Here is a 23,500-nt window from a genome sequence, read left to right as displayed (position 1 = left end):
AATGTCGACCAAAAAACACCCTGCACGCGTCGTGAACGCCAGCCTGATTGCCCATCGGGGAGCACCGCTGCTGGCACCGGAAAATACGCTGCCTTCGTTTCAGGCGGCGGTTGAACACGGCGCGACGTGGATAGAGGTGGATGTCAAACTCACCAAAGACATGCACCCAGTCATTATTCATGACGATTCCGTAGACCGGACAACGAATGGCAAAGGTTATGTGGCAAATTTAACCCTGGATGAGATCCGGTCGCTGGAGGCTGGCGTGTGTTACGGCCACCTCTTTAAAGGCGTAAAAGTGCCTACGCTGGCTGAAACTGTGGGCTTTGTGCTGGATAAAGGCATTGGGCTGCAACTGGAAATCAAACCCACCTCCGGGCAGGAAGTGGAAACGGCGGAGATTGCGATCGCTCAGTTGAAGTCGCTGTGGCCAGCGAGCGAGAAGAAGTTATTTATCAGCAGCTTCTCTGAGATTTCGCTGCAGGTTGCCGCCAGGCTGATGCCTGACGTACCGCGTGGGCTGGCGGTTTGCGTCCCGCCAAAAGACCCGGCGGCGCTCCTCGCCAGAACAGGTTGCCAGATCCTGCATTTCCTGGGTGACTTCGCAACGGACGAAGACCTGACGCGCCTGGCCCATTCAGGTATCGAATTCGCGATTGCCACAATCAACGACCCGGTGCTGGCCCGAAAATATATTGATGCGGGCGCACAAACGGTATTAAGCGATATACCCGACCTGGCATTTTGAATAAAAAGATCATCAGGATGTTCTCTGCCTGAATGGAATAACACCAGGGAAAGCCATTATAAAAAATGGCCATAAATTTTATGGCCGCTATGCCCATTTTATTATTTAGTCATTAAATAAGACGAAAGTGATATTGAAATAAATACCGCCCTGAGCGGTAACATCCTCATGCTTCAGTTAACTGATAAGGGTAGATGATATGCACAATAAAATAAAAACAGTCGCGCCGTATGCAATGTGTTTTCTGGTCTCATTTTCTGCATGCTCCGCCGAGATTTATAATAAAAGTGGAAATAAGCTTGACCTGTACGGTAAAGTCGATGCGCGCCATGTTTTCTCAGATAATACTGCAGAAGATGGCGACAACTCTTATGCACGCCTGGGTTTTAAAGGTGAGACGCAAATTAATGATAAGCTTACCGGTTATGGACAATGGGAATATAATTTCCAGCTGAATCACAGTGAAGGCGGTAGCGATGCGCAAACGGGTAATGCCACACGTTTAGGGTTTGCCGGTCTGAAACTCGCCGACTTCGGCTCGTTCGATTATGGCCGTAGCTTTGGGGTACTGTATGTTGCCTCTGCCTATACGGATATGGCACCGATCTACGGTTCCGGCACCATGACCACCAACGATAACTTCCTGTCAAAACGCTCAACCGGCCTCGCGACCTGGCACTCTCCGGACTGGGGCGGGTTAAAGTTAACCCTGCAGTATCAGGGGAAAAATGACCGCTCAACCGCCAAACTGGCTAACGGAGACGGTTACGGTGCTGGTCTGACTTACAGCATTACCGATGGGCTGAGCATTGCGGCGGCAGGGATGAAAGCAAAACGGACACTGACTCAGCAAGCTGACGGTCAGGGAGACGATGCCACCGCCTGGGTAACCTCTGCAAAATATGACGCCAACCAAATCTATCTGGCCGCCATGTATGGCGAAGCCAATGACGTTACGCCTTATGGACAGCTGGCACAGGTCGCCGACAAAACTCATAACTTTGAGGCGATTGCACAATACCAGTTCCTGAACGGTTTGCGTCCTTCTGTCGGTTTTGTTACGCAGCGTGGCGAAAACCTGCAGGGCGCGGGGAATTTTGCCGGGGGCAGCCAGACGATGCAGAAATATATTGCGGTGGGCACCTATTACTATTTCAACAAGAACATGCTGACCTACGTGGACTACCGCATTAACTTACTGAAGGAAAACGATTTTACGCGCGCCACCGGCATTACGACGAAAAACAGTATCGGTATGGGCCTGACCTATCAATTCTGATCCGCCTGTTGCTGCTTCGTCCTGTGTTGCTTCAATCCTGATCATCGCTCATTTAGCGAGGCCGGCAAATGCCGGCTTTTTTTATGCCTGCCGCAGGAAGCGTCAGGACAGAACGGAGGCGTGCCTGACCGCCAATGCGCCCTGACTGAGGTTTTCCAGCCATTTAACATAGGCCTGATCCCACAGTGCGGCAGGTGTACCCGCTTTGCCGAGTCCAAAACCATGCCCCCCGCTGGACAGCTGAATCAGCTGCACCGGTACGCGGTTGCGGCGACAGGTGTCACGCATGAGCTGGGTGTTAAAAGGTTTTGAGGTGTGATCGTCTCCGGCCTGCGCCAGGAACGTGGGAGGATAGAGATTCGTCACATAGTTTTGTACTGACCAGTTGGCTTCTTCTTGCGGACTGGCGTCATTGCCCACCATCATCAGGTGCGTGTTGGTATGTTGATAGGGCGCTTCAAGCGTAATCACCGGGTAAATCAGCCCAACGCTGTCGGCTTTAGGGACTTCCTGATCCAACCTGTCCACCGGCGGATATGACTGAAATTCCGGGCGCGCCGCCGCCATGCCCAGTAAATGCCCCCCAGCCGAAAACCCCAGGACATGCACTTTTCGTTCAAACGCACGTATCAGGCGCAGCGCACGCTGTGCATCCTGTAAGGGCGCGAGGTTGCCAGCCTGCCATTTCTCGCGCGGTAAGCGGTAGCTGAGCACATAGGCGGTATAACCGTTAGCATTTAACCAGTGCGCGACGGGCCAGGCTTCGCGTCCCATACCGATCCACCGGTAGCCTCCCCCGGCCGCAATCAGCACCGCTTCGCCATTGGGATTTTCTGGCCTGAAGCGTTGAATCGCCGGGCTGACAATATTCGACCATGAACCCCAGGCGTCCACGCGCAATGTTCCAGACGGCCCACCGCCGCCGGGCGGTTCGTCCGGCCAGAGAGGAATAATATCATCGCGGGCAAACAGTTTGCTGGTAGCCAGTGAAAGCGCAAGCGCTCCTGTGCCGAAAATAAAGCGTCGACGCGTAATCATGATGCCTGTTAAATCAATGCCATAAAGGTCAGCCGACCCTTTCGGCCCGCTGCGTTTTTATTATGTATCGCACATTTGGTTAAGACGCTGGCGATTATGTACGCAATCGGTAGGGAAAATCCATTAAAAAACGCGCCATTTTAGCGCGTTTATTGGCGAATTAACTGCGGTTAATCTTCCTGTTGAAACTGCGTCATCACCGTTTGTTCACACTGTTGGGTATGGGTACGGAGTTTGGCGCGTTCTTCATCACCCAGCTGCAGCCAGGCGCTGGCCACTTCATTGGCCAGCTCTTCATCAAATTCAGGCTTGCTGACGGCAGAGGAGGACTGCGATCCTGCCACGCTGGCCTTCATTTTTTCCACATACTGGTCGGCTGTCGAAACGCTTTTTTCACTGCTGACAATGTGACACAGCTGGCTTGCATACACGCTTTCTTCACTATTGTCTTCCGCCAGCGCGCTGCCCGACGCCAGCATGCTCAGCAACAGTATCTGAGATATCTTCATCATCAACTCCCGTTATCAGTTAATTCACTATCATGACTGGCGTTGTTTCGCCTCCAGTCGGGCCTGGCGCCAGTTGAGCAGCGGCGTCACCGAAATGCCGTGAACCACGACACTGCACACCACCAGCGTCAGCGCCATATCAGCCATTATCGTTGCTTCTGCGCCCCCCATGCCATGCACCCAGGCGAACGCAATATAGTTAAGGCTCCCAATACCGCGGATACCCAGCCAGCCAATCAGCAACCGCTGAGGAAGCGGCATGCCCGTCCTGAGGGTAACCAACCACACCGCCAGGGGGCGCACCACGATAAACAGCAGCAGTCCAAGCAAGATACCCTGAATGTTCCAGTGGTATGCCATGGTTACGCCCAGTACCACCATCATGATGGCAGCCAGCAAACGTTCAATAGTATCGCCAAAAGAAAGCGCGTCGCCTACTACTAAACCAACGGATTTCACCATGCCACTGCTGCGTTGCTGCAGGCGCTTGTTGGGATTGACCAATGCCTCTGCGGGCAGTAACCGATCGTCGTCCGGCATATCGTCTGGTTGGTAACGTTTAAAGACGCGCAGCTCAGCACGGCGCAGCCCAAGACCGGCGGCAAAGGTGGCCAGAAAGCCTGAAGCACCCAGCCATTCCGCCAGGGCGTAGCTGAGCGCGATCAACGCCAGCGCCAGAAAGTCGTTGGGGGCGCAATCCCCATGCGCATTGCGAAGCCGGGTGGCCAGTAAGCCAACAAGTCGGCCCAGGCCAAATCCCAGCAGGATACCGCCGCCGATGGCCCACACGACGTCGACAGCAGCCCAGTGCGCCAGCATGCCTGCACTGAGGTTTTGGCCGTTGAACAGCAGCAAGGCCAGTACCAGCAACGGCAGCGCTGAACCATCATTCATGCCCGCCTCGCTAGAAATGGCGACGCGCAAGGCGTCATCGTCCTGCGCGTCGCTCACCGAAATCAGGCTAGCCAGTACCGGGTCGGTTGGCGCAACAATTGCGCCAAACGCCAGCGCAACGGGCCAGGACAACCCGACCAGCCAATGAGACAGCAGCGTCATGGCCGCCACCGTTATCAACATCGCCGGAAAGGCCAGCAAGCCTCCTGCTCGCCAGCTTTTCGCTTTAAGCGGCAAGCGTAATTTGAGCCCCGTAATAAACAACGACGCAGCCATCGTGATTTCGGTAATGTGCGTAACCAGTTCCGCATGGCGAATGATATCAATCTCGATGACATCAAACATCCACGGCCCACAGGCGATCCCGGCTAACAAGAAAAGACCAAAAGAGGTCACCGGGCCACGGTGGATCCACCCTGATGCCAGTGACATTAATAACAGAAGACAGCCCGTCGCGGCTGTCCAGGCAATAAAGTTCATCACGCACCGTTTTAATTGAGTTTATGACTAAGCCTGGCACATTTGCTGACGGGCGGATTGATCAGTCCTTGAGATGACGGCTGGCGAGCCGCACCATCAGGCTGGCCGCGGCGGCAAGCGTGGACAATACGACAACGCCATTCCAGCCCCAGTGGGCAAGCGCCAGGCTGCCCAGCGCCGCACCGCTGGCCATGCCGATAAACACGACGGTAAAGAGTAGAGCGTTAAGACGACTCCGTGCATCGGGTACCAGACCATAAATCAGCGTTTGATGGGCGACCAGCGTGGCCTGCACACCTAAGTCAAAACCCAACGTGCTGATAACGATGACGACCAGCTGACCGGTGAGCGACAGCAGCGGCAGCAAAAACATCAGGGCGAAGGCAGCCGTGACCAGGCCGGCACCAAACTGGGTTACGCGTGCCGGGCCGAGTCGATCGGCCAGGTTACCCGCCAGCGGCGCGGCCAGTGCACCCGCCGCCCCTGCCAGACCAAAGGCACCGGCGATGGCACTGTCAAAGTGAAAACGTTCGCTGAGCATGATCGCCAGCGTAGACCAGAAGGCGCTGAAGCTGACAGAAAGCAGTCCCTGAGCCAGGGCCGCGCGCCGCAGGGTCTGGTGTTCGCGCCACAGGTGAACCAGCGATAAAAGCAGGCGGGGATAGCTTACCGACGTGCCGGGCGTAAAGCGCGGCAGCACGCGCCACAACGTCAGGCTTATCAGAAACACAGCCAGGGCCGCGATAATATACATGGTGCGCCAGCCAAAATACTCTGCCACCACGCCGCTGACGACCCGGGAGAGTAAAATGCCTACCAGTAATCCTGTCATTACCGTACCCACGGTTTTACCCCGGCTGTGCGCCGGTGCCAGCGCCGCCGATGCCGGAACAATATCCTGCGCCACGGTCGCCGTCAGGCCGGTGACAAAGCTGGCGATGAGCAGCACGCTGATACCGCTGGAAAACCCACACAGCAGCAGCGCCATCACCAGCAGCAGTCCTTTGATCAAAATTATCGTGCGGCGATCGTGGCGATCGCCAAGCGGGGCCAGCAGCAGAATACCTAAAGCATACCCGGCCTGCGTTAGCATCGGCACCATGCCGACGGTGCTCACACTGACCTGAAACTGCTTACCGATGATATCCAGCATCGGCTGACTGTAGTAAATCGAGGCCACACTCAGGCCCGCGCCAGCAGCCAGCGTAAAGACAAGGGGCGCGGGCAGGCGTTCAGTTGCGTGGGGAGTCATAGTTTTTACCGCTGACATGGTTACATCCTCAAAAAATTGTGTAGCAAGTAAAGCCTGTTTTTGACATACGCGGTAGACTAATAAAAAGCAAAACGGTTATACGTGGAACGCATGAGCAATTTCAGTAACAGCGATCGCATCGAACTGATGCACACCTTTATTCGTATTGTCGAAAGCGGCAGTTTGTCAGCCGCAGCATTGCAGCTGGGTATTACGCAACCGACAATCAGTCGCCGGTTGCAGTCTCTTGAGCAGGGGCTGGGGCTGAAACTGATTCTGCGCACCACCCATGCGCTGAAGCTGACTGATGACGGTGAGCGTTGCTATGCACAGGCCCGGCAGCTCCTGGCAACCTGGCACGCGCTGGAAGATGAACTGACCGGCGCCGGCAGCGATCCGGTTGGCATCTTGCGGGTGCGCGCGCCCCACGCTTTTGGCCAGGATCAGCTGGTCACACCGCTGGTGAACTTTATGCGCCGCTATCCGCGTTTGCGCATTGAATGGATGCTGAACGACAGGACGCCAGACTTCGTCGCCGAGAACGTGGACTGTGCGATTCAGGTGGGGGCGCTGACCGACCCTTCTGTGGTAGCCGTGCTGCTGGCCGAAGTGCCGCGCATTGTTGTCGCTGCGCCCGCGCTGCTTCAGCACTATCCCCCGATTAACCAGGTGGCGCAGCTGGGCGATTTGCCGTGGCTGGCGCTGACGAGTTTCTACCGTAACGAGATCGCATTACAACATAAAGACAAGGGGGAACCGATGAATCTGCCTATCGTTCCCCTGCTCAGCAGCGACAGCCTCTTCGCCGTGCGCAAAGCTGCGCTGGCGGGGCTGGGAACCGCTATTCTGTCGACATGGGTCATTCAGGAGGATCTGGCGCAGGGCAATCTGATTCAGCTTATGCCGGAATGGCAGGCTCCCGCATTGCCAGTCTGGCTGACCTATCCCTGGGCGAGCTATTATCCCGCCAGGCTGACCGCCTTCTTTACCATGATCAAAGCGGTATTTCCGCATTTGACGGGCGCGCGGCCCGCTTCAGGCTGAAACTGGCCTCCCCCACAGGGGAAGCCGTGTCACCGGACGGCATGGGGAGGTTGCCGTCGATCAGACGTTTTTCTTTTCCGCTCGCGACATGTTATCCAGCCAGCCCATCACGAAGGCAGACAGGACAAAGGTCAGGTGGATAATGACGTACCACATCAGCTTGTCGTTTTCGACATTGCGCGCATCCATAAACACCCGCAGCAGGTGAATGGAGGAAATGGCCACAATCGAGGCCGCGACTTTGTTTTTCAACGAGCCGGAATCCATTTTGCCCAGCCAGCTCAGCTTCTCTTTGCCCTCGTCAATGTCGAGTTTGGACACAAAGTTTTCGTAGCCTGACAGCATAACCATGACCAGCAGCCCACCCACCAGCGTCATATCCACCAGCGACAGCAGCAGCAAAATCAGATCGTTTTCTGCAATGCTAAAAATGTTGGGCAACAGGTGAAAAATTTCCTGGAAAAATTTGACGGTGAGCGCCAGCAGTCCCAGCGAAAGTCCAATGTAAACCGGAGCCAACAACCAGCGCGATGCATACATCAGGTTTTCGGTAAAACGTTCCATAATTTCCCAATCATAATCAGTAAGGTCGCGCATTATAACCGATCATCTGTGAAGTTATTTCAAGCCTTCAGGAGAAATTTCAGGAACGGGTGGAAGTGGTAAAGAGAGACGAAAGCAGGCGCCGCCTTCAGCACGATTTTCTGCCCAGATCTGACCGCCGTGGCTTTCGATAATCGTTTTACAAATCGCCAGTCCCAGCCCAACGCCAGGTACGGCCGATTCTTTATCACCGCGTGAAAATTTGTCGAAAATCCGCGTCAGGTCGTTTTGGGCGATGCCCGGCCCGCCGTCCCAGATGGCGATTTCCAGCCGGGTATTTTCACACCAGGCACGTATGCCGCGGGGCGCACAGTTGCCAGCGTACTTCAGGCTGTTTTCAATCAGGTTGGTAAATACCCGCTCCAGCAACGTACTGTCGCCTTTGATCAGGACAATATCTTCAGGCAGGTCGAGTTCGACCTCTCTTCCCTTGAGCGAGGGTGCCATGCTACTGAGCGCGCCGCCAATCACCTCTTCCAGCGCCAGCCACTCTTCGCGTAAATTCAGGCCGCCTGACTGAATACGCGCCATATCCAGCATGTTGCTGACCAGACGAATGGTACTCAGGGTTTGTTCACGAATCTGGCTGGCCTGCGGCACATACTTTGAGTTATCGCTGGCCAGGTCCAGCATCAGCATTTCTGCCTGACCAAACAGCACCGTCAGCGGGGTACGTAGATCATGGGAGAGCGCCGACAGCAAAGCATTACGCAGTTGCTCACGTTCAGCTGACAGCCGGGAAGCCGCCTCACTCTGGGACAGCGCCATCCGCTCCAGGGCATTGGCAATCAGCACGGTGAAGGTTTCCAGCAGCCGTTGCTGTTCCGGCACCATCAACTGACGCACATTCTGCGGTTCAACCACCAGCAATCCGCGACACAGATCGCCCACTTTCAGCGGCAGAATCTGGTAGGGCACCGCCGGTAAGGTGTCCGTGCCTGCGCCTGCTGGCTGGCCCTTGCTGAAGCTCCATTTCGCGATAGCCCAGTCCGGTTCGTTGCCCGGCAGCGCGTTGCCCAGCGTGTGCAGTTCGCCCTGCTCATCGGGCAGCAGCAACAGGCATCGCGCCTGTAAGGTCGCCTCCAGCACCCGCTGGCTGGTTGCAGCGATATCTTCAGGCGTCAGGCCGCTTCCCAACGATTTGGCCATTTCGTAAAGCTGCCGCGTGCGCTGCTCCCGGTAACGGGCAACCCGTGCCTGGTAGCGAACGCCGGCCGTCAGGTTGCCAACAATGACCCCGACCGCCAGCATCACCCCAAAGGTCACCAGGTATTGCAAATCCGAGACCGCGACCGTGCCGGTAGGTGCGACGAAAAACAGGTCAAAGGCAATGATGTTCATAACGGTGGCGATAACGGAGGGCCATCGTCCGTAGCGCAACGCGACGATCACCACCGCCAGCAGGTAGATCATCACACAGTTGGCCGGATCGAAGCTGATCAGCACCGACTGCCCTGCGGCGGTAACCACAATACACAGCACCAGCGCCATCAGCACGCCGCGCAGCTGCAGCCGCCATTTGTCGCTGTTAACCCGATCCTCGGCTAACGGATGGGGCGCATCCTGGATCGGCTCATTGAGCGCCACCACCAACAGATCCAGATCGGGACCCAACTGTCCCAGCCGCTCGGAAAAGCTGTCACGCCGCCAGCGGCGCGCCGGGCGTCGGCCCGTCACAATTTTACCCAGATTGTGTTCCCGCGCGTAACGCAGGACCGCCTGCGCCTCATCAGGGTCAGACAGCGTCGCCGTTTCCGCCCCCATATCCTGCGCCAGCTTCAGCGTGCGTAAAATGGCCCGACGCCGCGCTTCCGGTAGCCGGTTAAGCCGGGGCGTTTCCACGTAAACGGCATGCCATTCGCTGCCCAGCCTTGCGGCCAGCCGCGCCGCCGTCCGCACCAGTTTTTCGCTGCCGGTATCGTCCCCGATACACAATAAAATGGCATCACGCGTGTGCCAGACCCGATCGCGACCCTGACTGTCGCGCCAGGCGCGCATCTGGTCATCGACCCGGTCGGCCGTGCGGCGCAGCGCCAGCTCACGCAGGGCATACAGGTTGCCTTTACGAAAGAAATTTTCGATGGCGCGTTCGGCACGATCGCCAATGTAGACCTTGCCCTCTTTCAGGCGCTGGCGGAGATCGTCAGGTGGGAGATCAACCAGTACCACTTCGTCGGCAGCGTCGAAAAAGGGATCGGGAACGGTTTCACGCACCTGAATGCCGGTGACGCCACCGACCACATCATTCAGACTTTCCAGATGCTGAACATTCACTGTCGTCAGGACGTCAATGCCCGCCTCCAGCAGCTCCTCAATATCCTGCCAGCGTTTGGGATGACGTGAGCCCTTCACGTTCGTGTGCGCCAGCTCATCCATCAAAATTACTGCCGGATGGCGCGCCAGCGCGGCATCAAGGTCGAACTCTGCATGCCGCGAACGGCCCGTCGCCCGGCGCGGCAACAGCACCAGTCCGTTAAGAAGCTGTGCTGTTTCCGGACGTTCGTGCGTTTCCACTACGCCTACCAGCACATCCAGCCCCTGGGCACGCAGCCGCTGCGCCTCCTGCAACATGGCATAGGTTTTACCTACGCCCGCACAGGCGCCAAAATAGATTTTCAGTTTGCCGCGATGGCTGTCGCTGCTGGTCTGCAGCAGGGCATCCGGATCGGGGCGCAGCGGTTCGTGGTTCATAGCGTCCTTACAGTTATTTGAGGTCGTTCAGCGCCAGATTAAGCTGCAGCACATTGACAGTCGGTTCGCCGATAAAGGGCAGCAGCGGCCGCTGCGTCATGCTGTCTACCAGGGCATCCACTTTCGCCAGCGGCAGCTGACGTGCCGCCGCAATACGCGGTGCCTGCCACAGCGCAGCCTCTGGCGAAATCTCGGGGTCCAGTCCACTGGCCGAGGTGGTGACCAGCTCAACCGGTACCGCCCCGTTAGCCTGTGGATTCGCCGTGCGCAAAGCCGCCACGCGCTCGGCTACAGCCTTATCCAGCGCCGGGTTGCTGGCCGCCAGGTTGCTGCCGCTGGAGGCCAGAGGATTATAAGGCTTATCACCGGTTGCAGAAGGGCGCCCCCAGAAATAACCGGGCTGGCTAAAATTCTGACCAATCAGCGCTGACCCCCGTTCTTCGCCATCGACCTTCAATACTGACCCGTTAGCCTGCCAGGGAAACAGCAGTTGCGACAGTCCCGTGGTAAGCAAAGGATAAACGACGCCGCACACAACCGTTAGCAGCACAAGCAGGAAAATCGCCGGACGTAACTGACTCATTTTAATCTCCTCAGGCCATACCAGACAGCACGAGCAACATATCAATCGCTTTGATGCCGACAAAGGGCACCAGCAGCCCACCTAACCCATAAATCAGTAAATTACGGCGCAACAGCGATGCGGCACTCAAGGGGCGATAGCTGACACCTTTAAGCGCCAGAGGGATCAGGAATACAATCACCAGGGCGTTAAAAATCACGGCCGACAGGATGGCCGATGCGGGCGAGTGCAGCTGCATCACGTTGAGCATATTTAACTGTGGATAGGTTGCCGCAAACGCGGCCGGGATGATGGCGAAGTACTTGGCAACGTCATTGGCGATACTGAAGGTGGTCAGCGAACCACGCGTCATCAGCATCTGCTTACCAATGTGCACCACTTCCAGCAGTTTGGTGGGGTTCGAGTCCAGATCCACCATGTTGCCCGCTTCTTTCGCCGCCTGCGTACCCGAGTTCATGGCAACCGCCACGTCCGCCTGGGCCAACGCTGGCGCGTCATTGGTGCCGTCACCGGTCATCGCGACTAAGCGCCCCTCCGCCTGATACTGACGAATCAGTGCCAGCTTGGCTTCCGGCGTCGCTTCTGACAGAAAGTCATCCACCCCCGCCTCTGCCGCGATGGCGGCGGCGGTCAACGGGTTATCACCAGTGATCATCACGGTTTTAATGCCCATCTTGCGCAGTTCCGCAAAACGTTCTTTGATGCCACCTTTAACGATATCTTTTAGCGCCACCACGCCCAGCACCTTTGCGCCTTCCGCCACCACCAGCGGTGTGCCACCGGCCCGCGCCACCTCTTCCACCCGGGCGTTCACCTCAGCCGGAAAGGCACCGTGGCTGGCTTCAATATGACGGCGCACCGCATCGACCGCACCTTTACGGATCAGGCGGTCCTGTACGTTGACGCCGCTCATGCGGGTTTGAGCCGAGAAGGGAATAAAGCTGGCACCCATACTGCTCAGGTCGCGTTCACGCAGGTTAAACTTTTGCTTCGCCAGCACCACGATGCTGCGTCCTTCCGGCGTTTCATCCGCCAGGGACGCCAGCTGCGCCGCATCGGCCAGCTGTTCTTCCGTTACGCCGGGAGCCGGTAAAAACTGCGTTGCCTGACGGTTACCCAGCGTGATGGTGCCGGTTTTATCCAGCATCAGCACATCCACGTCGCCCGCGGCTTCAACAGCGCGGCCGCTGGTGGCAATGACGTTAGCGCCGAGCATCCGGCTCATCCCGGCCACGCCGATAGCGGACAGCAGACCGCCAATGGTGGTGGGGATCAGACAGACCAGCAGCGCCACCAGGACGGTGATGGTGACCGGCGTGCCGCCCCAGGCTGAAAAAGGCCACAGCGTGACCGTGGCTAACAGAAACACAATGGTGAGCGACACCAGCAGAATGGTCAGGGCAATCTCATTCGGGGTTTTACGACGCTGCGCGCCTTCAACCATGGCGATCATCCGGTCCAGGAAGGTTTCGCCTGGGTTGGCGCTGCAGGTAATAACCAGCCAGTCAGACAGAATGCGTGTCCCGCCGGTCACCGAGGCGAAATCACCACCCGATTCACGGATCACCGGTGCCGATTCACCGGTGATCGCGCTCTCGTCTACCGATGCGCCCCCTTCCACGACTTCACCATCGCAGGGGATCACATCACCGGCCTCTACCAGCACGGCATCGCCTTTACGCAGCGCATCGGCCGCCACCTGCTGCCACGCTGCACCGTAGTGCGCCGCCGACAGTTTTTTGGCGAAGCTGGTCTTTTTAACGCCTTTCAGGCTGTTTGCCTGGGCTTTACTGCGCCCTTCCGCCAGGGCTTCTGCCATGTTGGCAAACAGCACGGTGAACCATAACCACAGGGCAATCGCGCCGGTAAAGCTGGCGCTGCCGCTCTGGTGTCCGGTAAACATCATTATGGCCAGAATCGAGGTCAGGATACTGCCCAGGTAAACCACAAACATGACCGGATTGCGAAACTGCACGCGAGGATCGAGTTTTTTTACCGCATCGATCGCTGAGGTACGTAACAGCGCTGCGTCAAACACCTGTTGTTGACGACTCATGATTATTGTCCCTGAATAAGTTGCAGGTGCTCGGCGACCGGACCCAGCGCCAGAGCAGGAATAAAGGTCAGCGCGCCGACTAACAAGACGGTACCAACCAGCAGTGCGATAAACAGCGGACCGTGCGTAGGAAGCGTGCCGTTACCTACCGGCTGCACTTTTTTCACCGCCATTGCCCCCGCAATCGCCATGACCGGAATAATGATGCCGAAGCGACCAACGAACATGCACACCGCCAGCAGCAGGTTCCAGAACGGCGTATTGGCGCTCAGGCCCGCAAAGGCGCTGCCATTGTTATTGGCGGCCGACGAAACGGCATACAGGACTTCACTAAAGCCATGCGTTCCGGGGTTTGCCATACCTGCGCGTCCGGCGTCGGTCATCATCGCAATCGCCGTACCGATCAACACCAGCGCGGGCGTGACCAGAATCGCCAGGGCCGTCATTTTCATTTCCCATACGTCGATTTTCTTGCCGAGAAATTCCGGTGTGCGGCCAATCATCAACCCGGCAATAAACACCGCCAGCAAGACAAACAGCAGCATCCCGTACAGACCGGCGCCCACGCCGCCGAACACCACCTCGCCCAGTTGCATCAGCAACATCGGCACCATACCGCCCAGCGCCGTAAACGAGTCATGCATCGCGTTTACCGCCCCGCAGGACGCCGCCGTCGTAATCACCGCAAACAGGCTGGAGTTGAGAATGCCGAAGCGCGTCTCTTTGCCTTCCATATTGATGGCGCTGTCAGCCCCTAGCGTCAGAAAGTGCGGGTTGCCACGGAGTTCCGCCCACATCACCAGCGCAGCAGCCACGACAAACATCAGCGTCATGGACCACAGCAACATTGAGCCCTGGCGCCGATCTTTAACGCTTTCGCCAAAGGCAAAGCAGAGAGCCGCCGGAATCAGGAAGATACTCAGCATCTGGACGAAATTGCTCAGCGCGGTAGGGTTCTCAAACGGATGCGCAGAGTTGACGTTGAAAAAGCCGCCGCCGTTGGTGCCCAGCATTTTGATGGCTTCCTGAGAGGCAACCGGTCCCATTGCCAGCGTTTGCTGCACACCTTCCAGACTGGTGACGTTGTGATACGGCAGGAAGTTCTGGATGCTGCCCTGACTGACAAAAAACAGCGCCATCAGCAGGCTGATCGGCAACAGGACATAGAGTGTAATGCGCGTTAAATCGCGCCAGGCGTTGCCCAGGGTTGCTACCGAACGATTAGCAAAACCGCGAATCAGCGCAAACGCCACAGCGATGCCGGTAGCGGCGGAAACGAAGTTCTGTACCGTCAGCCCGACCATCTGGCTGAAGTAACTCAGGGTGCTTTCACCGGCATAAGACTGCCAGTTAGTGTTGGTGACAAAACTGATAGCGGTATTCAGCGCCAGATCCCAGCTCAGTCCGGGAAAATGTTGCGGATTGAGCGGCAACGCTCCCTGACACATCAGGATGGCGAGCAGCACCACGAAGCCAAGCAGGTTGAACACCAAAATGGCCAGCAGGTAGTGCTGCCAGCGCATACCGCCTTCTTGTACACCCGAAAAACGCCACAGCAGGGCTTCTGCACGTGCAAAGAGGGGTTTATCGGCAACCAGCGCGGCCAGCCCACGCCCCAGCGGTTGCGCCATCACCATCAGCAACAGCAGATAAACCGCGATCAGTAAAAACGCATTGGCCGCCATCAGAAGGCCTCCGCATTTAACAGGGCATAGATTAGATAGCCCAGCAACAACACTACCAGCACAATGCCGGTTATTACGCCTGCACTCACAGCAACCTCCAGAGGATTGGATTTGCTGAGTAGCTTGCGCTGGCGCACATAAAGAAAGGGTTAAAATGCAGGTCGGGGATGTAAAAAATGTATAAAAACGACCTGCAATATCAGGCGGTGTCCAGCAACCAGATTCGGCGCAGATAGACGTTGTCCCAACGGCCATTATCTTCGGCACACACAATGCTGTCAGTACAGAAACTGTCGCCCAGATCCAGCACCTCGGGTTTGATTTCCCGCTGCGCATGCAGTGACCAGAAGACATGCACCGTAGGTCGCTTTAATGATTTATCGCCGCCCTTCACCACCAGCGCAATGCGTCCAGACGCCAGGCGAACCAGGGAACCGACGGGATACATCCCTATCGTACTGACGAAAGCGTGCAGTAAGGTACTGTCGAAATGCCCCGGCCAGCTCAACATCATTTGCAGGGTTTTGGCTGGGGTCCAGCCTTTACGGTAAGGCCGCGTTGAGGTCAGCGCATCGTAAACGTCGCAAATCGTCGCCATGCGGGAATACACGCTGATCTCATGGCCTTTCAGGCCGTAGGGATAGCCGCTACCGTCATATTTTTCATGGTGATGCAGCGCGATATCCACAAGATCATCGCCTGCCTGTGCATCCATCAGCATTTGCGCACCGGCAATCGGATGTTCACACATGATCTTAAACTCTTCGTCGTTGAGCGTGTCCGGTTTGTTGAGGATAGCCAGTGGTACGGCTGCCTTGCCCAGATCGTGCAGTAATCCGCCCATCCCCACCCGCTGAAGCTGCTGAGCATCCAGCCCCAGTTTTTTTCCAAAGGCGATCATGAGCCCACAGACCGCCATGGAGTGCAGGTAGGTGTAATTGTCATGATCCTTGAGCTGCGCAACGCGTAACAGCGCGGAGGGCTCACGCTCAATAGAGCCCGCAATCTGATCGACAATGGCAATCATGTCATTGAGATTCAGACCATGGCCCAGGCGTGCCTCGCTGAACATGGCCAGCACTTTTGGCTTTCCCTGTTCAAAGATATGCTGCGCCTGCTCCATTTCCTGAGAAAAAGGCGCACGCAGGCCTGAATCGACCTTTTTCGGCACAGATGGCGTCACTGAAATCGATTTCTCCATATCGATCCATAAACGCTGTATGCCCTCATGACGAAACATCGAAACCTGACGTTGATCGGTGATCAACATCTGATTACGAATGCGTTTGTCTTTAAACCACCAGACTTCAAGCTTGTGGACGAACATACCCGGTTTTAGTTCGTCAATGGTGATGAGTTTAATCACAATCTCCCTCCAGAGTATCAGCGGGTGATATCGTGATATCGGCAGGCACTCGGTTTTATGCAGGTCATTTTGTGCGAACTGTGGCACAGCACAAATTTTAGCCGCCGAAGGGAGATTTTTCCTGTTAACCGGTTAAAAAGGGCGTGGTCAGGCTGTCTCAGTGAGCAATTTTGCCATCATCACCACATCGTGAAATTTGCCTTCACGCAGTGACGCCTGGCGACGGATGCCCTCGCGCTCAAAGCCCAGTCGCTCATACAGCGCCAGCGCCCGGTGATTATCGTGAAACACCTCCAGCTCCATACGGGTGATGCCCAGCCAGTTGCGCGCATAATCCATGGCGTTACGAATCAAATGCTCTCCGATTCCCCGACCAGAGAAGGCGGGATCGACGCCAATACCGAAACTGATGCAGTGGCGGGTACGCGGATTATGATTGGTAAACAGCGTAAGTTCACCCACCATTTCCCCCTCGACTTCGGCGATAAAATTGATAAAGCCTTCCGCATCCATCTTTGCAAACTTCTTTTCCCAGGTCGCGACGCTGGGGAAAGGCAACTGAAGCGTCCAGGGATAAACCGCCGGATTCCCGTAAAGACGTTGGTATGCCGCAGCATCGCCAGGCTCGCGGCCGCGCAGAGTGATATCCATATTTAATCCTTTTTAATCGGGCGTACACATGCACTAAGCTATCACTCTTCCCGAACGGAAAGAGTGACTCTATGTTGTATCGTCGTTTCGAACGTTTTATCAATATTTTTCAGGATGCGCCAACCGATATGCCGCCTTCACGGGTCTGGCCATTTTACTTTTACTATCTGCGTCAGGTGTGGCCGAGCTTCGCCGCGCTATTGGTGGTGGGATTAATTGGCGCACTGATTGAGGTTGCCCTGTTCAGTTATCTGAGCCGCATTATCGATTTGGTGAATCACGCTACGCCAGCAACGTTGTTCAGGGATAACTGGCAAACGTTGTTATGGATGGGCTGCGTTGCGCTGATACTGCGCCCGGTGTTTATTGCACTGCACGATATGCTGGTCCATCAAAGCATTAACCCCGGCATGACCAGTATGATCCGCTGGCAGCACCATAATTATGTCCTGCGGCAGAGCATGAACTTTTTTCAGAACGACTTCGCCGGGCGGATTGCGCAACGTATTTTGCAAACCGGTAACTCGCTGCGCGACTCGGCAGTACAGTTGGTGGATGCGATCTGGCATGTGCTGATCTATGCCGCAACGGCGCTGCTCCTGTTTGCAGAAGCCGACTGGCGTTTGATGATTCCGCTGATAATCTGGATTGTGGCCTACGTTGCCGCGCTGCGCTTTTTCGTCCCCCGGGTAAAAGCCCGTTCGGTGGTGTCATCGGAGGCCCGTTCGAAGCTGATGGGCACCATTGTTGACGGCTATACCAATATCGCCACCATCAAGCTTTTCGCGCACAGCGATCTGGAACGTCAGTATGCCCGCGAAGCGATTCAGGAGCAGACGGATAAGACGCAGCAGGCTAACCGGATGGTGACCAGCATGGATCTCACCTTATCAACGCTGAACGGAATTCTGATTGTCTCAACGTCAGGCCTGGCGCTGTGGCTGTGGAGCGCGTCGCTGATCAGCGTTGGCGCCATTGCCCTGGCAACCGGCCTGGTGATCCGCCTGGTCAACATGTCCGGCTGGGTGATGTGGGTGGTAAACGGGATTTTTGAAAACATCGGTATGGTGCAGGACGGGCTGAATACCATTTCACAGCCGCTTAGCGTGCAGGATTCCTCAAAGGCAACACAGCTAAAGGTGACGCAGGGCGAGATTCGTTTTGACGCTATCCGTTTCGACTATGGCGGCGGCCGTCAGGTCATTGATGGCCTGGACCTGTCCATCAAACCCGGTGAAAAAATTGGCCTGATTGGGCCTTCCGGTGCGGGTAAATCCACCCTGGTGAACCTGCTGCTGCGCCTGTACGACCTCAACGGCGGTCGTATCCTGATTGATGGTCAAAATATTGCTGAAGTGACGCAGGAGAGCCTGCGCAGCCAGATCGGGATGATCACCCAGGATACCTCGCTGCTGCATCGCTCTATTCGCGAAAACCTACTGTACGGGCGGCCAGATGCCAGCGAAGAAGAACTCCAGTTAGCCATTCATCGCGCCCGCGCCGATGAGTTTATCCCGTTGCTGTCCGATTCACAGGGCCGGTTTGGCCTGGATGCACATGTGGGCGAACGCGGCGTAAAACTGTCAGGCGGGCAGCGCCAGCGCGTAGCTATCGCCCGTGTCCTGTTGAAAGATGCGCCGATCCTGATTATGGATGAAGCGACGTCCGCGCTCGATTCCGAAGTAGAAGCCGCGATTCAGGAGAGCCTGGAATCCCTGATGCAGGGCAAAACGGTGATTGCCATCGCCCACCGCCTGTCCACCATTGCCAAAATGGATCGTCTGGTGGTGCTGGAAAAAGGCCAGATTGTGGAAATCGGTAGTCACGCTGAGCTACTGGCTCAAAATGGCCTGTATGCCCGTCTGTGGCAGCATCAGACGGGAGGATTTGTTGGCGCGGATTAATCGCCGCGTCGATATGGCAGGGCGTCACGGGCTTCTTCGGCCCAGAGATGGACGCCTTGCCGCTCCTGCTGCAGAAAGTCATCCACGGCCGCGCGCAGGCCGGGATGACACAGATAGTGCCAGGAGTGGGTCATCTGGGGTTCAAAACCGCGTACCAACTTGTGCTCGCCCTGCGCACCCGCATCGAAGCGTTGCAGCCCTTCCGCAATGGCGAAATCCATCCCCTGATAAAAACAGGTTTCGAAGTGAAGCCGGTCAAATTCCGCCAGGCAGCCCCAGTAGCGGCCATACAGGCTTTGGCCGTCCTTGAGGTAAAAGGCCATCGCCGCCGGTTGTTGCTGCAGACGGGCAATGACCACGCGAATAGGGTCCGGCAGCCTCTCAGCCAGCAGGCTGAAGAAGGCGCGGGTCAGATAGGGCCGCTGGCCGCGCACTGCATAAGTATTGGCGTAGCAGGTATAGACAAAGTCCCACTGCTCCTCGCGCAGTTGATCGCCGCGATACCAGTCAAATTCAAAACCGCTCTGCACCACCTGCTCGCGCTCTTTTCGCAGCTGTTTACGTTTACGCGACATCAGCGTATCCAGGAAATCCTGAAAATCGCGATAGCCTCGATTGTGCCAGTGATACTGGCAGCCCAGGCGTGACAGCCAGTCAGGTTGCGCCGCCAGCAAGGCGTTCGCTTGCGGGTCGGTGAAGTTGATATGCGCACCACTCAGCCCCTGTTCAGCCAGCACGTCCGGGAGAGCCGCAAGCAGTCGGGCGGCGGCATCCGCTGCGCCGAGTAGGCGTGCCCCTGTGACCGGGCTGAAAGGAATCGCGCCCAGCCATTTCGGATAGTACGGAATCCCGGCGCGCTGACAGGCATCTGCCCAGGCGTGATCGAAAACGTATTCACCCTGAGAATGAAACTTTTGATAACCGGGAAGCGCGGCGCGAAGCACACCGGCCTCACGCCAGAGAAGGTGATCGGGCTGCCAGCCCCTTTCCGGCCGGACGCTGCCACTTTCTTCCAGGCTCAGCAAAAACGCGTGGCGTAAAAAAGGCTGTTGATCGGGTAACAGCGCATCCCATTCAGCGGCAGAGATGTCTGAAAGCGAACTCAGGTGGAACAACGACATGCATAACTCCAGACAGCAACCGATGACATGTCAGTCAAGCAGGTTTTAGGGTTCAGGGAAAGCAGAACGGCACGGAATGCCTCATGCCGACGCGCGACCCAGATCGCCGTTAGGTTTTGACGTTAATCCCGCCAGCTGTTCAAATGCCCGCAGAATCTGACAAAACAGCGAAAGGAACAGACATGGCAAAAGCATTGGTGATCTTCCTGCACGGCGTGGGCAGTAACGGCGACGATCTGGCCCCTATTGGCGACGACTGGGCAACCCTGCTCCCGGATGTGGCCTTTGCATCACCGGATGCGCCTTACGTCTTTGAGCATGGCGCAGGCTATCAGTGGTTTAGCCTGGCCGGGATTACGCCGGAAAATCGCCCGGGTCGGGTACGTGAAGCCCGCGAGGCCTTTGACCACGTTATCCGCCACCTGATGGCGCAGCACGGAATGACAGATTGCTGGGAAAACGTCATTCTGGTGGGCTTTTCCCAGGGCTCCATTATGGCGCTGGATCTGCTGGCTTCCGGGCGTTATCCGCTCGCGGGCGTGGTGGCGTTTTCCGGACGCCTGGCCTTTGACGGCCCGCTGACGCCAGCGCCTCACACGCCAGCCCTGATACTTCATGGCCGTGCTGATACGGTCATACCGGCAAGCGAAAGCGAGTCGGCGGCCACTCGCCTGAAGGCGGCTGGCGTCCTGGTCGAAGCGGTATTTGAGCCGCAGACCGGACACACGATTTCGGCTCAGGGTGCGATGCACGCCGCCGGGTTTATTGCTCAGTGCCTGCGGGACTAAAGCGCAGACATGCCGGTTTGGCCCTCAGGCTAACCCAACAGGTTAATGAGCGCGAAACCGGCAAAACTCATCAGTAACGAGCCAATGACATGCACCAGCGCACTGCTCATCGCCCACAGGTATTTGCCGGTCTGCAATAAGGTCATTAACTCTGCTGTAAACGTGGAAAACGTGGTGAGCCCGCCGCATAAGCCCGTAATGATGAGTAACCGCCAGGCGGGATCGAGTGAGGGATTTTTGATAAACCAGGCCATTGCACCGCCAATCACGAATCCGCCTATCAAATTCACCAGCAAGGTTCCCGGTGGCAGATTGGGGAAAAACGCATTAAAACGCATCCCGAACCACCAACGCAGTACACAGCCCACGCTGCCGCCCAACATCACAGCCAATAGCGGTTTTAACATCACAGTCTCCATTTCAGGATTTGCGCGGAAGAGGGTGGAGGGCCAGAAAAAATGCATGCACCTGACACTCCATCTCCCGCGAAAGGATTAAGGATAATGTCAGGCGTCATCAGCCGCAGGTTAAGCCTGCAGGCGGTTGGGAAAGGTGGAACGCCATCACCTTGTGCGCGCCATAATACGACGCCTTTTTCTGACTGGCAACCACAGTTGAGGGGGGAAAGCGGCAATGCCCTCCGACGCCGTCTGGACAGCTACCCTCCGTTCAGGCTGCCGCAAAGCACAAGGTTTAGGGCCACACAATTCAGGTTTCCTCTTGAGCCGTTTTCCGCTTAAATGGTGACCTGCCAGCGGCCTTCAAGGGCCGTTTATTGCCCTTCACGCATGGCGAAGGGATGACCCTGCTCTGGAGCGTCCTGTGCGAACTGTCATTTTAGATACTGATATCGGCGTAGACGATGCCTTTGCTCTGGCTTATGCCGCCCGCACCCAACATTTGCTGGGCATTACTACGGTGTTTGGCAACGTTGCCGTGGGACAGGCCGTGAAAAACGCCCGGCTGTTTTGCCACAAAATGGCGATTGAGGTGCCGGTGTACCGGGGCTGTTCACGTCCATTGGCCCAGGCGCCGAGCGCGCCTGCCCGACTGCACGGCGAAGATGGTTTAGGCGACGCGTTTGATAATCCCTTCAGCGATGAGGCACCCGGTGCCGTTCAGTTTATTATCGACAGCGTTCGGGCCAGTCCGGGTGAAATCACGCTTGTCGCGATAGGTCCGCTGACCAATATCGCCAGCGCAATCAATCAGGCGCCGGATATTATTCCGCTGGTGAAAGAGCTGGTCATGATGGGCGGGGCATTTGGCACGGATGGACACAGCGGGAATGTCACGCCCTTCAGCGAATTTAATATCTGGAAAGATCCTCACGCCGCCGATCAGGTTCTCTCTTCCGCCTTGCCGATCGTGGTGATCCCGCTCGATGTCACGCATAAGGTCTTGATCCACAGCGATGAGGTCGATCGCCTTCATCAACCCGTCCTGCATGCGATCTGCCGCCCCTATCTGGCATACAGCCTTGAGAAAGAGGGCTTTTCTGGTATGGCACTGCATGACACGCTGACGATATCCTGGCTGTGTTTGCCTGACGCGTTCACGCTGGTGGAAAGCCCGCTTCGTGTCATTACGGAAGGCATTGCCTGCGGCCAGACGGTGCGTCAGTTGAGCACCCTGGCGTCCCGGCATGATCCCTTCCGCAATCTACCTCGACAGCGCATCGCACTGGGCGTTGATGCGGAGGCCGTGCGGAAACACTTTTTTCAGTTGCTCAGCCGATAAGCCTGGCGGCGAGACGGCTCCTGTGATCTACCGTTAGCGATCAAAATCGATAACGCCTTTTATCAACTCACGATTGTTGATAACCGCTTCCTCAAAGTGCTCTGCCAGCGTAGAGAAGGCGAAACGGCGGTTCAGCATCATGTCTGCTCGCAGTTTCCCGGCGGTCATGAGTTCACGCACCCGGTCAAAATCTTCGCGCGTCGCGTTCCGGCTGCCCATCAAGGTACTCTCTTTTTTGTGGAACTCACTGTCGGGGATGACCAGATCGCCTTTGTGCAGGCCGACATAAACCACCGTACCGCCATGCCGAATCAGGTTAACCGCCGCGTTCATGGCCGCCGGGTTGCCCGTGGCATCGATCAGGGTTAACGCCAGCTGACCGTTAAATTCAGCGCGCAGCGTGGCAATGAAATCGGCGTTGGCCGGGTTAAGCGCGGGAAGACCCAGCTGTTGACTGACGTGCTGGCGGCGGTATTCACTGGTGTCCGCCACGATGACCCGCGCGCCATTGGACGCCGCGATGGCCGCCGCCCCCAGCCCAATAGGGCCAGCGCCCACCACCAGCACGGCATCGCCCTGTGCCACTGCCGCACGCCTTACCGCATGGGCGCTAATCGCAAAGGGTTCAATCAGCGCCGCCGCCTCAGGTGCCAGCGCGTCTACGGCCAACAGGTTTGACGCAGGCACGCTCAGATAGTCACAAAAGCCGCCATCCTGATGTACGCCAATAACTGAGATATGTTCACAACAGTTGGTTTTACCGCTTTGGCAGGCATCGCACTGATAACACGAGAGATAGGGGATCAGCGCCACGCGCTGGCCAACGGCAAATCCCTCCACGGCACTGCCTGTTTCAACAATGTCTGCGCAGAGTTCATGCCCGAGTACCCGTGGATAGCTAAAAAAAGGTTGGTTTCCCGCCCAGGCATGGATATCCGTGCCGCAGATGCCCGCGCTGACAATTTTAATCAGCACCTCCCCTGGCGCGGGTTGAGGCGTTGCGCGCGTGGTCCAGACCATATTGCGTGGTTCTGCGATGACTAATGCTTTCATTGTTGTCATGGTAAG

General features: G+C 56.8%; 21 protein-coding genes and 1 riboswitch. Of the genes, 6 read left to right on the top strand and 15 right to left on the bottom strand.

Annotated elements, in window-relative coordinates:
- Position 1: 1 nt before the first annotated feature.
- Positions 2 to 748: a glycerophosphodiester phosphodiesterase family protein gene (locus tag GKC68_RS01850; RefSeq protein ID WP_047713851.1), complete on the top strand. Its 747-nt coding sequence runs from the start codon at positions 2 to 4 to the stop codon at positions 746 to 748.
- 199 nt (positions 749 to 947) lie between these two features.
- Entirely contained in the window at positions 948 to 2,027 is a 1,080-nt protein-coding gene (locus GKC68_RS01845; RefSeq protein WP_033778100.1) for a porin, read from the top strand.
- 102 nt (positions 2,028 to 2,129) lie between these two features.
- Here GKC68_RS01845 and GKC68_RS01840 read toward each other — a convergent pair whose 3' ends face one another.
- The 4 genes from GKC68_RS01840 to GKC68_RS01825 form a co-directional block, all read right to left on the bottom strand.
- On the bottom strand, positions 2,130 to 3,065 hold the full coding sequence (locus GKC68_RS01840; protein ID WP_028724484.1) for an alpha/beta hydrolase: 936 nt from the start codon (positions 3,063 to 3,065) through the stop codon (positions 2,130 to 2,132).
- A 170-nt stretch (positions 3,066 to 3,235) separates the two neighbouring features.
- Positions 3,236 to 3,574 (bottom strand): hypothetical protein, encoded by a 339-nt coding sequence (locus tag GKC68_RS01835; RefSeq protein ID WP_028724485.1) that lies wholly within the window; start codon positions 3,572 to 3,574, stop codon positions 3,236 to 3,238.
- Between the two features lie 30 nt (positions 3,575 to 3,604).
- Positions 3,605 to 4,948 carry a cation:proton antiporter gene (locus GKC68_RS01830; protein WP_028724486.1) on the bottom strand — a complete coding sequence of 448 codons (1,344 nt, stop codon included), beginning with the start codon at positions 4,946 to 4,948 and terminating at the stop codon, positions 3,605 to 3,607.
- Between the two features lie 61 nt (positions 4,949 to 5,009).
- Positions 5,010 to 6,218 carry an MFS transporter gene (locus GKC68_RS01825; RefSeq protein WP_342656537.1) on the bottom strand — a complete coding sequence of 403 codons (1,209 nt, stop codon included), beginning with the start codon at positions 6,216 to 6,218 and terminating at the stop codon, positions 5,010 to 5,012.
- Positions 6,219 to 6,311: 93 nt separating this feature from the next.
- Here GKC68_RS01825 and GKC68_RS01820 point away from each other — a divergent pair, with 93 nt between their 5' ends.
- Positions 6,312 to 7,244 carry a LysR family transcriptional regulator gene (locus GKC68_RS01820; RefSeq protein WP_028724488.1) on the top strand — a complete coding sequence of 311 codons (933 nt, stop codon included), beginning with the start codon at positions 6,312 to 6,314 and terminating at the stop codon, positions 7,242 to 7,244.
- A 60-nt stretch (positions 7,245 to 7,304) separates the two neighbouring features.
- On the opposite strand, the gene GKC68_RS01815 is transcribed toward GKC68_RS01820, so the two are convergent.
- The 8 genes from GKC68_RS01815 to GKC68_RS01780 form a co-directional block, all read right to left on the bottom strand.
- Complete coding sequence (locus GKC68_RS01815) at positions 7,305 to 7,808, bottom strand: TIGR00645 family protein (RefSeq protein WP_014604798.1); 504 nt, start codon at positions 7,806 to 7,808, stop codon at positions 7,305 to 7,307.
- Positions 7,809 to 7,862: 54 nt separating this feature from the next.
- Complete coding sequence (gene kdpD / locus GKC68_RS01810; RefSeq protein WP_028724489.1) at positions 7,863 to 10,538, bottom strand: two-component system sensor histidine kinase KdpD; 2,676 nt, start codon at positions 10,536 to 10,538, stop codon at positions 7,863 to 7,865.
- 13 nt (positions 10,539 to 10,551) lie between these two features.
- Positions 10,552 to 11,121 (bottom strand): potassium-transporting ATPase subunit KdpC, encoded by a 570-nt coding sequence (gene kdpC, locus GKC68_RS01805; RefSeq protein WP_028724490.1) that lies wholly within the window; start codon positions 11,119 to 11,121, stop codon positions 10,552 to 10,554.
- 10 nt (positions 11,122 to 11,131) lie between these two features.
- Complete coding sequence (kdpB, locus tag GKC68_RS01800) at positions 11,132 to 13,177, bottom strand: potassium-transporting ATPase subunit KdpB (RefSeq protein WP_013027626.1); 2,046 nt, start codon at positions 13,175 to 13,177, stop codon at positions 11,132 to 11,134.
- 2 nt (positions 13,178 to 13,179) lie between these two features.
- Positions 13,180 to 14,862: a potassium-transporting ATPase subunit KdpA gene (gene kdpA, locus GKC68_RS01795; RefSeq protein ID WP_047713855.1), complete on the bottom strand. Its 1,683-nt coding sequence runs from the start codon at positions 14,860 to 14,862 to the stop codon at positions 13,180 to 13,182.
- Entirely contained in the window at positions 14,862 to 14,951 is a 90-nt protein-coding gene (gene kdpF, locus GKC68_RS01790; protein ID WP_015699348.1) for a K(+)-transporting ATPase subunit F, read from the bottom strand. Before kdpF ends, kdpA begins: the two co-directional genes overlap by 1 nt.
- 110 nt (positions 14,952 to 15,061) lie before the next feature.
- A complete protein-coding gene (locus GKC68_RS01785) occupies positions 15,062 to 16,228 on the bottom strand; it encodes an HD-GYP domain-containing protein (RefSeq protein ID WP_206116276.1) in 1,167 nt (388 codons plus the stop codon).
- 147 nt (positions 16,229 to 16,375) lie between these two features.
- The gene (locus tag GKC68_RS01780; protein WP_028724494.1) at positions 16,376 to 16,879 is read right to left on the bottom strand and encodes a GNAT family N-acetyltransferase; all 504 of its coding nucleotides are present in this window, start codon (positions 16,877 to 16,879) and stop codon (positions 16,376 to 16,378) included.
- Between the two features lie 71 nt (positions 16,880 to 16,950).
- Here GKC68_RS01780 and GKC68_RS01775 point away from each other — a divergent pair, with 71 nt between their 5' ends.
- On the top strand, positions 16,951 to 18,783 hold the full coding sequence (locus tag GKC68_RS01775) for an ABC transporter ATP-binding protein (RefSeq protein WP_028724495.1): 1,833 nt from the start codon (positions 16,951 to 16,953) through the stop codon (positions 18,781 to 18,783).
- Here the strand turns inward: GKC68_RS01775 and GKC68_RS01770 are convergent.
- Complete coding sequence (locus GKC68_RS01770) at positions 18,780 to 19,904, bottom strand: GNAT family N-acetyltransferase (RefSeq protein ID WP_342656536.1); 1,125 nt, start codon at positions 19,902 to 19,904, stop codon at positions 18,780 to 18,782. The two genes, GKC68_RS01775 and GKC68_RS01770, sit on opposite strands and share 4 nt — an antisense overlap.
- A gap of 182 nt (positions 19,905 to 20,086) precedes the next feature.
- On the opposite strand from GKC68_RS01770, the gene GKC68_RS01765 reads away from it, so the two are divergent.
- Positions 20,087 to 20,692: a dienelactone hydrolase family protein gene (locus GKC68_RS01765; protein WP_028724497.1), complete on the top strand. Its 606-nt coding sequence runs from the start codon at positions 20,087 to 20,089 to the stop codon at positions 20,690 to 20,692.
- Positions 20,693 to 20,721: 29 nt separating this feature from the next.
- Here GKC68_RS01765 and crcB read toward each other — a convergent pair whose 3' ends face one another.
- The gene (gene crcB / locus GKC68_RS01760) at positions 20,722 to 21,099 is read right to left on the bottom strand and encodes a fluoride efflux transporter CrcB (protein ID WP_028724498.1); all 378 of its coding nucleotides are present in this window, start codon (positions 21,097 to 21,099) and stop codon (positions 20,722 to 20,724) included.
- Positions 21,100 to 21,192: 93 nt separating this feature from the next.
- Positions 21,193 to 21,269, bottom strand: a riboswitch (Fluoride riboswitch).
- Positions 21,270 to 21,514: 245 nt separating this feature from the next.
- On the opposite strand from crcB, the gene GKC68_RS01755 reads away from it, so the two are divergent.
- Complete coding sequence (locus GKC68_RS01755; RefSeq protein WP_028724499.1) at positions 21,515 to 22,432, top strand: nucleoside hydrolase; 918 nt, start codon at positions 21,515 to 21,517, stop codon at positions 22,430 to 22,432.
- Between the two features lie 33 nt (positions 22,433 to 22,465).
- Here the strand turns inward: GKC68_RS01755 and GKC68_RS01750 are convergent, their stop codons facing one another.
- Positions 22,466 to 23,494 (bottom strand): zinc-binding alcohol dehydrogenase family protein, encoded by a 1,029-nt coding sequence (locus GKC68_RS01750; protein ID WP_342656535.1) that lies wholly within the window; start codon positions 23,492 to 23,494, stop codon positions 22,466 to 22,468.
- Positions 23,495 to 23,500: the final 6 nt, after the last annotated feature.

It is taken from the genome of Pantoea sp. RSPAM1, assembly GCF_038816185.1.
GTDB lineage: Bacteria > Pseudomonadota > Gammaproteobacteria > Enterobacterales > Enterobacteriaceae > Pantoea > Pantoea ananatis.
The sequence above is the reverse complement of the archived record's forward strand: the minus strand, read 5'-3'. Positions and strand labels throughout refer to the sequence as shown.